The organism is Streptococcus sp. SI1 (genome assembly GCF_030439945.1).
In the GTDB taxonomy this organism is placed as follows: domain Bacteria; phylum Bacillota; class Bacilli; order Lactobacillales; family Streptococcaceae; genus Streptococcus; species Streptococcus intermedius.
On record NZ_JAQFJE010000006.1, the window covers coordinates 79166 to 91451 of the forward strand.

The following is a 12286-nucleotide window of genomic DNA, read 5'->3' on the forward strand; positions in this document are numbered from 1 at the left end:
GCAAAGGGTATCATTAGAGCAGGAGTTTCATAATGCATGACTACTTATAAAAAGATTTTAAACATAGCTTTGCCAGCCATGGTAGAAAACTTTTTGCAGATGCTAATGGGAATGGTAGATTCGTATTTAGTAGCTAGTCTAGGCCTGGTGGCTATTTCAGGAGTTTCGGTTGCTGGCAGTATGATTAGCATTTACCAGGCCATTTTTATTGCACTAGGATCAGCAGTATCCAGTCTAATTTCTAAGAGTTTAGGAGAAGGAAATCGAGATAATCTGGCTTATCATACTAGTGAAGCCATTAAATTGACCCTGATACTGAGTGGGTTTCTGGGACTTTTCTCGCTTGCTTTTGGACGGCAAATATTGGCTTGGTTGGGAACGGAGCCCGCAGTCGCTAATGCAGGTGGTCTCTATCTCGCTTTAATCGGAGGAACAATTGTTCTTTTGGGAATGATGACAAGTCTAGGGGCTTTGGTTCGAGCGACCAGCAATCCCCGCCTGCCTATGTATGTCAGCTTTTTTAGCAATCTACTTAATGTCCTTTTTTCCAGCATTGCAATTTTTATTTTCCACATGGGAATTGTTGGAGTGGCATTGGGAACCATTTTAGCTCGTCTGGTGGGCGTCTTCATTTTATGGAAAGAATTGCCGCTACCTTTGGCGCCTTGGAGTTGGAAGCTGGATTGGGAACTGCTGCGCTTATCTCTGCCAGCTGCTGGGGAACGATTGATGATGCGAGCCGGGGATGTTGTGATGATTGCTATTATTGTTAAGTTCGGGACAGATGCTGTCGCAGGAAATGCTATTGGAGAGGTTCTGACCCAGTTTAACTACATGCCGAGCTTTGGTGTCGCTACTGCAACAGTCATGTTGGTAGCTCATGCAGTGGGACAAGCAGACCTTCAAGCAGTTAGGAGGCTGACAAAGCAGACGTACTGGTTATCTCTAAGCCTCATGTTACCGATAGCTCTGTTTCTTTTTGGGTTTGGGCAGCCGTTAACACAACTTTATACAGCTGACGGTGGTGCTGTTCAGGCTAGTTTATTTGTTGTTCTGTTTTCACTTTTGGGAGTGCCTATGACAGCAGGAACAGTCATCTATACAGCTGTTTGGCAAGGGTTGGGCAATGCTAAGCTGCCTTTTTATGCCACGACGGTTGGTATGTGGCTCATTCGCATTGTAGCAGGCTATTTTCTGGGGGTAACGATGGGCTTGGGCTTGCCTGGAGTTTGGACGGCTACTCTTTTGGACAATGGCTTTCGCTGGCTATTTTTACAAATACTCTATCAACGGAAAATGAGGGAGCGGACATGACAAGAGCTTTTATTTGGGATTTGGATGGAACATTGCTAGATTCCTATGACGCTATTTTGGCGGGGATTGAAGAAACTTATACTCACTATGGATTGGACTTTGACCGAGAGGGTATCCATGCTTATATTTTGCGGCATTCTGTTCAAAAATTGCTGGAAAAAGTCGCAGTTGAAAAAGGCTTGAATGCAGAAGAGATGAATCGATTTAGAGGGCAAAGCTTGCAAGAGAAGAATGCTCAAATCGAGCTTATGGATGGTGCTAAGACAATCCTTGCTTGGGCGCAGGAAGCAGGTATTCAGCAGTTTGTTTATACCCATAAGGGGAAAAATGCCTACCGAGTTTTAGCTGATTTAGATATTTTGGATTATTTCACAGAAATTGTGACGACGGCTAATGGATTTGCAAGAAAACCTGATCCAGAAGGGGTGGATTATCTGGTGGAAAAATATCAGTTGAATAAAGAAATGACTTACTATATCGGTGATCGAACGCTGGATGTAGATGTGGCCTTTAACAGCGGTATTCAATCCATCAATTTCTGTGATTACCGACCAACAATCAATCAAAAAATCAATCAGTTAGTAGATATAAAAAAGATAATCCGTTAAAGGGAAGCAAAATAGTTGCTTTTCTTTTTATTTAGTCCACAAAAAAATAAGAGAAAAAGAAAACGAGATAACTGGAATTGTTGGAAATTACAATCTATCTCGTTTTCATCATTATTAAAAGCTTATTGTCTAAGATTAGGAATCATCTTATCATAGTTTTTTTCTTTACCTTCTAAACAGTTTGGAATCATTAGTTTATCATTAAGAGAACGTGGTTTGAAACAAACATAATCTACAAGAGGGAAATGAATCAAATTTAAAAAGGTCTTTGCGAATTGTTTAGGAGGAGTAGGTTCAGGTTGAGTAATCCAAATTTCAATAAAGATTAAAATGTTACTGACCAGAACTTGAATTGCTTTTTCTTTTGGAATATTTAATTTTTGATAGTCAATCGTAATATGTTGTTCAATCCATTGTCCATAGGTTTTTAGTAAAAAGTCTCTCCAATAAGGATCAGCTGCTGTCTTATAGAGACAACTAATCCGTTCTCGTCGAGTATACAAGATGGGAATAACTACCTCAGCAAAAAATATAAAAGGATTTGGATAGAGTTTTTTATTATATTGCTGAAAAAGCGTTTGAAATTCTGCATCAATCTCTTTATGGATATAATCAAGAATCTCATAAGTTCCATTGAAATGACGTTTGTAAATAGCTTGTCTTGAAATTCCCGCTTTTTTTTGCAATATCTGCTAATGAAAAATACAATTTATTGGGGTGTTCCATAGCAAGCTCAAAAAAAGCCTCTAAAATCTTTTTTCTTGTATCCAGTACCATCGTGATTCCTCCTTATAAATATTGTAATTAAAAAAGTATATGTAGTCTAGTAAAAAGGGGTCGAAAAGTTGACGGTTTGTAAACAAAAAGAGAAATGTTATATTGAAATTAATTGATTATATAGTTATAATATAAAATGAGTGCATTATGCATGCATAAGATTATTAAAGGAGGACGAACATGAAAGCGCGTCAAAAATTGATGAGCTTGCTTGGAGTAACATTGTTGCTCGCTTCAACAATTTTAACACCAATAAGTACAGTTGTTGCACAAACGCAAAACAGTACACAAACTAGTCAAACAACTAGTGGATCAAAAGAGGTGTCAAAGGAGCAAGCACAACAATCAAGCAGCACTACTAATACTGGGGATAAGTCGAAACAATCTCCAAAAGGTGCAGAATCATCAAAATCGAACAAAACAGAGGAAAAGAGTGAAACTCAACCAGGTGCTCCACCGAGAAGTAAAAGAACACGGAGATCCGCTTTTGCTGGTGCGTTGGATGTGAAGGAAGTAGAAGCGAATTTTACTAATTTTAATATTACGGATTCTTCAGGAAAACCTTTACAGAGAACGGTTGAACAATGGGAGAATTTCCGTATAACTGCGAATTTTTCTCTTCCTAGCACAGTTCGTGGTGGGGATAAAACAACCATTAAATTACCTGATAAATTGATGATGGGAGATGCATCGTTAACTTTTGATTTAAAAGATGCCAATAACCAAGTTGTTGCAAAGGCAGTTGCTGATCCGAAGACAAAGACAATTACTCTAACCTATACTGATTATGTGAATAATCATTCTGATATAAAAGGAAGCTTCTTCTTCTATGCACGTGTTGATGATAATAAAGTTCAACAAGCAGAAGATATAGACCTTACTTTAACAATCAACAATAAAGTTGTATTTACAAATAAAAAAGTTAAATATAGAGGTCCAAATCCACCGTATGAATCTATACTGGAAAAAAGTGGTTGGCGAGACTCTAATGACAAAACCTTATTCTATTATGGTATCCCTGTTAATCGTAGCCGCAAAAATCTTGGTAATGTGATCGTCAAAGATCGCCTTGCTAATAGTAAATTAAAAATAGTTAAGGGTTCTCTTAAAGTTTATGAAGTAACATGGTCTTTTAAAAATGGGAAATATGAGCATGCTGGTGATAGAGATGTAACAAGTTCTTCTGATGCTAAGCTTGATAATGACGAATCTGGTTTTTCTGTTAATCTTGGTAAGGTTGGTAACAAGGGATATTACATTAAATACCAAGTAAAGGTTTCCTATACTCCAGTAGATGGAGAAATTTTTAAGAATAACGCAACCTTACTAGAAAATGGTCAACTAAAATATGAGACCTCATTTTCGTTAAGATATCTTGCAGGTGGTGGTCAAGCTGAAGGTTACGTTTATAGTGTTAGGGTTCATAAAAAAGATGATAAAGGAAACAATTTACAGGGCGCAGAATTTGAATTGACACGTGATAGTACTGGTGAAGTAAAAAAAGTCACAACGGATGCGAATGGTAATGCGGAGATAAAAAATCTTTTAAAAGATAACTACACACTAAAAGAAGTAAAAGCTCCAGATGGTTATCAATTATCTGACAAAGAAATAAAAATAAGACCAACCGATTTTGGTGCTGATAAAATTTATAAGGCTGAAGTCATCAATAAGAAAAACGAAAAAGTTTCTGCTCAACTTCAGGTTAAGAAGGAATTGATCGGTCGCCAACTCAAAGATAAAGAATTTACATTTGAATTAAAAAGAAAATCGGATAAACATCTTGAAGAGACTGTGCAAAATGACGGTGCTGGTTTAGTCAAGTTTAAAGAGTTGACATTTACTGAAGTCGGAACTTACGAGTATATAATCTCTGAAAAGCGTGAAGACCATCCTGAAAAAGGAATCAATTACGATCCAAATGATATTTATGCGACAGTGACTGTTTCAAGAGATGCGTCTGGTAAATTAGTGTCTACTGTCAAATATGAAGGTCTTGCTGCTCAGGGTGGTAGAGAAGAAAAGAATAAATTCACAAACCATTATATTCCGGATAAGACAAGTACAAAACTTGCTGTAACTAAGAAGCTAATTGGTCGAGATCTTCAAAATGGTGAATTCGAATTTGAACTGAAAGATCTACAAAACAACAACAAAATTTTGGAAACTGTAAAAAATAAAGCAGATGGTAAGGTTGAATTCAAAGAGATTGAATATACTAAAGCCGGAACCTACAATTATACTATTACAGAAAAATCGGGTAATGTTGCTGGTGTAGAGTATGACCCTAATCTTATTTCAGTTACGGTAAAAGTTGAAGATCAGGGTGGTCAGCTGAAAGTCACCAAAGTGACGTATTCAGAAGCCAATAAAGAGATCGAAAATCCGACTTTTATCAATCGATATACTCCAGGAAAGACTTTTGCTCGATTAGAAGTGAATAAAATTCTGACAGGCCGTCAGCTACAAAAAGATGAATTTGAGTTTGAGTTGAAGAACGATGACACAGGAGTTGTTGAAGATACTGCGAAAAACAACACTGATGGTAAAGTGACCTTCAAAGAATTAGAGTATAAAGAAGCAGGTAACTACCACTATACCATTACAGAGAAAAAAGGTCAGTTAGGTGGCATTACTTATGATACGAAAGAAGTGAAAGCTACTGTCAAAATTACAGATGACGGAAAAGGCAAACTACATTCTGACATTATCTATGAAAAAAATGATACCACTTTCAACAACACCTATACACCTCAAGCTACTTCTGCAACCTTCGATGTGACCAAGGTGTTAACAGGTCGCAAACTGAAAGCGCAAGAATTTGAGTTTGAGTTGAAGGAAGATGGTAAGCCAAACGTTCTTCAAACAGCTAAAAATGATGCTCAAGGAAAAGTTCAGTTCCAAGCTATTACCTACGATAAAGCAGGTGACTACCACTACACCATTACAGAAAAAAATAATGGCCTGACAGGGGTTACTTATGACTCGAGCGAAGTCAAAGTCACAGTTAAAGTAACGGATGATGGTAAAGGGAAACTAAGTACTACCGTGACTTATGACGGTGGTAAAAAGACCTTTAAGAATACGTTCACACCAAAAGAAATCACAGTACCACTAAAAGTGACAAAAGCTTTAACTGGTCGCAATCTACAAGATGACGAGTTTGAGTTTGAGCTGTATGAAGGACAAAACAAGCTACTTCAAACAGTTAAAAATAAAGCAGATGGTACGATTCCTTTCACAGCTCTTAAGTTCACTAAAGCTGGTCTCTACAACTACCTCATCAAAGAGAAAGACGGCACTGTTCCGGGTGTTGACTACGATAAACAACCAATCAAGGTTACCATTCGTGTTCAACAAGAAGATGATGGGCAGTTGATTTACAATATCGTCTACCTCGGTCTTGACGAGAGCGGTAAGAATCCAATTTCTAAACAAGGCTTTACGAATAAATACACAGCCAAAGGTACCGATGCTACTTTCTCTGTTACGAAGAAATTAATAGGTCGTGCTTTGAAGGATGGCGAGTTTAGCTTTGAGTTAAAAAATACTGACACAAATGAATTAATTCAAACCAAGAAGAATGACAAAGATGGTAAGGTTCAGTTTGATGCAATCAAGTATTCAGCAGTAGGAACGCATCACTATACCATTACTGAGAAAAATACAGGATTGGGTGGTGTGACTTACGACACCAAGACCATCAAGGTAACAGTTGAAGTCACTGATGACGGTAAAGGTCAGCTTGTTTCAAAAGTAACCTATGAAAACAATGACCAAACCTTCAACAATACATACTCTAGTCAAAAGGTTAGTGCACAACTAAGCGTAACCAAAGAACTGACAGGTCGTGCATTAAACGATCAAGAGTTCGAATTTGAATTAGTCGGATCTGATGACAACGTTCGTCAGACGAAGAAAAATGCAGCAGACGGTCGTGTTACTTTTGATGCGATTGACTATGCACAAGTCGGAACTTATCATTACACCATCAAAGAGAAAGACAATGGCTTAGGTGGTGTGACCTATGATAAGAAAGAAATCAAAGCGACTGTCAAAGTTACTGATGATGGCAATGGTCAGTTAGTTGCCCAAGTATCTTATGATACAGCTAATCCAACCTTCCGCAATACTTACCTTGCTAAGGAAACAACTGCGACATTAGAAGCGAACAAAGTGCTAACTGGTCGCGAATTGAAAGCGAATGAATTTGCCTTTGACTTGATTGGTCCAGACGGTAAAGTGGTGGATACCGCTAAGAACGCTAAAGATGGTAAGATTTCATTCAAAGAGTTGACATTCAAGACAGCTGGAACTTATACTTATACCATTAAAGAACAAGCTGGTGCTTTAGGCGGTGTGAAATATGACACCAAAGTAATCAAAGCAACAGTCACTGTCACGGATGATGGTAAAGGTCAACTACATGCAACAGTTGCTTATGAAAACAACCAAAACACCTTCACGAATACTTACTCAGCAGATAAAGCCACTGCGACTCTTTCTGCTAAGAAGCTATTAGAAGGTCGCAACCTCAAAGAAGGGGAATTTGAATTTGAACTGACTGGTACAGATGATCAAGTTCGCCAAACGAAGACAAATGCACAAGATGGTAGCGTCACTTTCGATACCATTGAGTATACTAAGGTGGGTACTTATCATTACACCATCACCGAAAAAGATACGAAACTCGGTGGTGTGAAGTACGACACCAAAGTGATTAAAGCGACAGTCACTGTTACCGATGATGGTCAAGGCCACTTAGTAACAAAAGTTGCTTATGAAAAAGATGATCAGACCTTCAAGAACACTTATTCCGCTGCTAAAACAAACGCACAACTTTCTGTTAAGAAAGCCTTGACAGGTCGTGCTTTGAAAGATGGCGAGTTTGAGTTTGAATTGAAAGGCCAAGATGATAAAGTTACTCAAAGCAAGAAGAATGCTCAAGACGGTAGTGTCACTTTCGATACGATTGAGTATACGAAAGCCGGTACTTATCATTACACCATCACTGAAAAGAATACAAAACTAGGTGGTGTAACGTATGATAAGAAAGTGATTAAAGCAACCGTAACCGTAACAGATAATGGTCAAGGTCAATTGGTAGCACAAGTTGCCTATGAGCAGAACGACCAAACCTTTACGAACCAATACCAAGCTGCTCCAACGACTGCTCAGCTTTCAGCTAATAAACAATTAACTGGTCGTGACCTTAAAGCCGGTGAATTCAGTTTTGAACTGAAAAATGACAAGGACGAAGTGCTTGAAACGGTGACAAATGATAAGGACGGTAAGATTACCTTTAAGACGCTAACTTATACAGCAGTCGGTACTTATCAATACACGATTACCGAAAAAGATACGAAGCTTGGCGGTGTGAAATATGATACCAAAGTGATTAAAGCAACTGTTACTGTGACAGATAATGGCGCAGGAAAACTGGTAGCAACTGTATCTTATGATACAAAAGATCGTGTCTTCAACAATACTTATACACCAGATCCAGTCCCTGCTACTATTGGAGTAACCAAGAAATTGATTGGCCGTGCCTTGAAAGCAAATGAATTTGAATTTGTATTGAAGGATGAAAAAGGTCGAGTGCTTCAAACGAAGAAAAATGCAGCAGATGGATCCGTAAACTTTGATGCTCTTGAATATAACACAACCGGTACTTACCATTACACGATTGCCGAGAAGAATACAAAACTTCAAGGAATCACTTATGATAAGAAAGTGATTAAGGTGACAGTAACTGTCACAGATGATGCCAATGGTCATCTGGTTGCCAAAGTAAGTTACGACAAGAACATCAAGACATTTGAAAATCGCTATACTCCACCGAAGAAGGGCTTGCCTAAGACAGGTACTGTCATTCATACCTTAGCTATTTTCATTGGACTCATTGTTTTGGCTGGTGCAGTTTATCTGATGAAGAAGAAATCTTGATAAGATAAGAGTTTATCAGAAAAGAGTCGTTTAAATTAGGAATCTAGTGAGAATTTTCGTAGCAACGAAGGATCTCATTAGATTTCTTTTTTTATATGGCAATCTTTATCTGAGTCATGCAGTAGTTTCTTGATATGCTCTAGAAATTCCTCTTTAATGTTATTTTTTTTAAACCAGTCATAAACTGGTGTTTTATTGGCAGGTACTACTTGTAGCGGAACGAAAAACATAGTAAAATATTAGAAAAAAATTAGTCAAATATTATCTAAACGGACCCAAAAAAAAGTATAACTAGTATTACCTAAAAAAAGTAAAAAAATATATTCTAGGAGGGATTATATGGATAGAGAACATCTTTTATGGATTACAATCAGTTCCTATTATTATTTCTATCTTATTTATTGTTTAACAGTGGATAAACGCTTGCTTCGGACGCTTGAGCGTGAAGACTTTTATCCCGTTTATCAGCTGCTTCGTTCATACAAAGATAGGTGGTTTTACAAAGGAGTTTATAGAGGTTTGTTTTATTTCACCTTGCCTGTTTACCTTTTTCTAAATCGCTTGCGCTATTACAGGGCTAGAACGTCAGATGGGAAACGTCTGCACAAGCATGACTTTCTCTATCGCTATAGTGTTTACTTCACGTTTCCTTTATTAATGACGCGGATCTTAGTGTATCTTGCGCAGGACGACACCAATGAAGTGATTAATACAGTAGCCAATTTGTACTACACTCTTGTTTATCGGATTCCCTATGTGCAACTATTATTTTCTTTGCTGGTAATGTATTTCTATATTCTCATTGCCTATTATTGCGAAAAGAAAGTTTGTCGTTTTTATTTCCTGAGCCACTTGCTTACGATTGTATTGTCTTTAACCTTTATTATTCAAACGCTTGTTGGGTTTTATTTTTACTTTTTAGAGAGTGTTCCAGAAGGTTTGAAGATTTTCTCGTTTTATTATGGGACAGTCTTAGCAATAGAAAAGCTATTAGCTTGGGTGATTGTCAGCCTAGGAAACTAAACTCACCATGGTTCGCGTTTGATTCGGTATGGCTTTGTCGAACAGAAGAAGCTTCTGCCTTCTTGGCTGGTGCAGTTTTTCCGTCTCTTCGTGCAAAGATTGAGGAATATCTGTTCTGCTTTGAGATTTCGTTTTGGTTTACTTTTAGCGGTCGTGATGACGTCTATGAATATGCCTCGTTTTCTCCTTTTCCTCTTCAAGCGACCTTTCTTTTATGAGTTGCGACCTCTCTTTATGAATCTATTTCTGTATCCTGCCCTGTTCTTTGCATTGCCTTTGTTGTTTTTGTATATTTTCCCGACGGATTCTACTGATTCGCCGATAGGAAGTTATTTATTGACACGCACTACGAATCGTCATACCATCTATTATACGAACCCTTCCTTGAAGATTTATGCTTCTAGTAAGAAGATGCTGTATCGGAAAGAGTTGTTTCTATTGGAAAATCGTTGGGTAGATCAGCATGGTATTCATTATTTACAATATTGCTCAGTTGAAAATGGGAAGATCTATTATTTCACTTGGCAACCACATACGAATTTACTAGAGTTGAATGGGGAGAACCCACAGGTCTTTATACGAGATGGTACAAAGGATTATATTCGGAATCTGATGAAAAGTTCCATTACTAATTTGGAAGGAACAGGGTTTGAGAAGGAGAGCCAGATAATAAGAGAGGGCCCTCCTCCGTTAAGGAAACGCTATCGCAAGAAGCTCTATAAAGCTGTGCTTTAATGGGAAGTGTCAAACTGTATATCGCCTTAGAAGCGGGAAAAGATATTTAGTACACAAGAAAAGGAATCATCATTGTGATGATTCCTTTTTGAACGATAAGCCAGATGTATCCAATGAACCTCATATGCGAAGATTCAAGGCTTCTCTCGGGCTTTTAGAATGGAAGATAGTTCAATGAAACAAGCTTAATCAGTGTTATCTTTCACAACTTTATCTTCAAACTGTGGATGAAGGGTTGTTCCCCAAGTGCTAATGTTTCTTTGTGGAACCAAAGGAAGATCGTTCTTGCTATAGATTAGTCTCCAAGGCTCCCAAGCTAGTCCAGTGGCTCCTAGTACTTTTACGCGAATGTTTCTAACATTTCCCTTGAAACGGAGAGTTGTAGAATAGTGTGCACCGCGATTGTAGCCATTTCCACTCCAAGATCTTGAGCGAATAGTTTCGTAGCCATCAGCATCATGTCCGAGTTCTTCCCAATAAACATAGAAGCGTGCAACGAAAGCACCATCATGATTGAGGGTGAGAGCACCATCTTTATAGGATGTTACTTTTGTTTCGATGTAGTCTGTGTTGTTTTGGATAGTTGCAATAGAATTGTCTTTTACAAAAGAAGTAGTGTAAGAGATTGGTACAGCTGGACTTTGAGCACTGAAATTGCTACCTTTTTGGATCAAATCTTTCAAAGTATCAATATTACCTGTGATGACTTTAGAAGCTTCACCTGGGTTACCACCGAGAACAACAGCAGTGATTTTAGTATTTTTTAGAATGTTTTCATATTCTGTTCCAGCTTTAAGTTTTGCTCCTTTAACAACAGCATCAATAGCGGCTTGTACTTTTGTACTCTTGCTTGTAGTTTCAAATTTCACATACATTGCACGGCCATATGATACATTTGAAACATAAACTGGTGGGGTTTTAGAATTAACTCCACGATTGATTAAATCAGTTGGTGTTATACCAGAGCCAAAGAGTGCAGAAGGACTATTTGGAGAATCTACGCTAGCTGTGTAGTAAACTTGTCTAAAGTTCGCAATAAATACTTGTTTTTCACCTTTGTGAACAGATGAGAAGTCAACATTAAGTGGTGCACCGACTTTTGAGAAATCAGCACCAAATTTTGCTTGTAATTGGCTCATGCTTTGGGCACTAATAGATTCATATTGCATTCTAGCTGGTACAGCATGAGTTTTAGAGTATTTTTGAATCCATTTTTCAACTAAATTGTTAACAGCTGTTCGAACTGTACTGTTGGATGGATTTTCAACTGTAAGATTACTTTCGCCATTTTTCAATCCCGGTAAGTTTACACTAATAGTTGTTTTGCCGCGATTAACTGGGATTAGGGTTGGAAGATTTTCTAACAAACTTTGGTCCGCTTTTAGCAATGCACCTGGGAAGATGCGGTCATCATTTGCTGAACTTACAGATAACTTAGATGTTGCGTTTGAAATGCTTTGTTTTTTCTTTTCGATAACAACATACTCACCTGGGCGATGAAATGCCTCGCGGCTAGAGTGGTTTTTCAATTTTTCACCTTGGTGTGTTAAAATGTTTAGTTTATCATATTGCAATCCCCAAATATAATCATTCAGAGCTTTTTTTGCAGCTTCAGAGTTGCTGTTTTCCGGTTTCTTTTCGGGTTTTTTCTCTGTTTGAGCTGCTTTTGGTTTGGTAGGTGTTTCAGCGAATGCAGCTGAGATCGGTGCTGCCGAAGAGAGAACGAGAGTGCTTAATAAAACAACTCTTGACAATTTGCGAGCAATATTCTGCTTAGTTTTCATAAATTAGCCTCCTTTTGCTAAATTGCTAACGCTTTCATTTATATATTAACACTATGATGAGCAAACATCAACAAAAATTTATAAAAAACACACAAATAA

The 12286-nt window shown here is 37.8% G+C and carries 6 protein-coding genes and 1 pseudogene; 5 read left to right on the forward strand and 2 right to left on the reverse strand.

Annotated elements, in window-relative coordinates; translation table 11 throughout:
- Positions 1-36: 36 nt before the first annotated feature.
- Positions 37-1314 carry an MATE family efflux transporter gene (locus tag PCY10_RS08045; protein WP_021002315.1) on the forward strand — a complete coding sequence of 426 codons (1278 nt, stop codon included), beginning with the start codon at positions 37-39 and terminating at the stop codon, positions 1312-1314.
- The gene (locus tag PCY10_RS08050) at positions 1311-1922 is read left to right on the forward strand and encodes an HAD-IA family hydrolase (protein ID WP_021002316.1); all 612 of its coding nucleotides are present in this window, start codon (positions 1311-1313) and stop codon (positions 1920-1922) included. The genes PCY10_RS08045 and PCY10_RS08050 overlap by 4 nt, the downstream gene beginning before the upstream one ends.
- A gap of 122 nt (positions 1923-2044) precedes the next feature.
- Here PCY10_RS08050 and PCY10_RS08055 read toward each other — a convergent pair.
- Positions 2045-2699, reverse strand: a pseudogene (locus PCY10_RS08055) (TetR/AcrR family transcriptional regulator).
- Between the two features lie 180 nt (positions 2700-2879).
- On the opposite strand from PCY10_RS08055, the gene PCY10_RS08060 reads away from it, so the two are divergent.
- The 3 genes from PCY10_RS08060 (at position 2880) to PCY10_RS08070 (ending at position 10403) form a co-directional block, all read left to right on the forward strand.
- Entirely contained in the window at positions 2880-8645 is a 5766-nt protein-coding gene (locus PCY10_RS08060) for an FctA domain-containing protein (RefSeq protein ID WP_301558978.1), read from the forward strand.
- Positions 8646-8984: 339 nt separating this feature from the next.
- A complete protein-coding gene (locus tag PCY10_RS08065; protein WP_301558979.1) occupies positions 8985-9668 on the forward strand; it encodes a hypothetical protein in 684 nt (227 codons plus the stop codon).
- A 120-nt stretch (positions 9669-9788) separates the two neighbouring features.
- On the forward strand, positions 9789-10403 hold the full coding sequence (locus PCY10_RS08070) for a hypothetical protein (protein WP_235046483.1): 615 nt from the start codon (positions 9789-9791) through the stop codon (positions 10401-10403).
- 185 nt (positions 10404-10588) lie between these two features.
- Here the strand turns inward: PCY10_RS08070 and ily are convergent, their stop codons facing one another.
- Positions 10589-12187: a cholesterol-dependent cytolysin intermedilysin gene (gene ily, locus PCY10_RS08075; protein ID WP_009567818.1), complete on the reverse strand. Its 1599-nt coding sequence runs from the start codon at positions 12185-12187 to the stop codon at positions 10589-10591.
- Positions 12188-12286 lie beyond the last annotated feature (99 nt).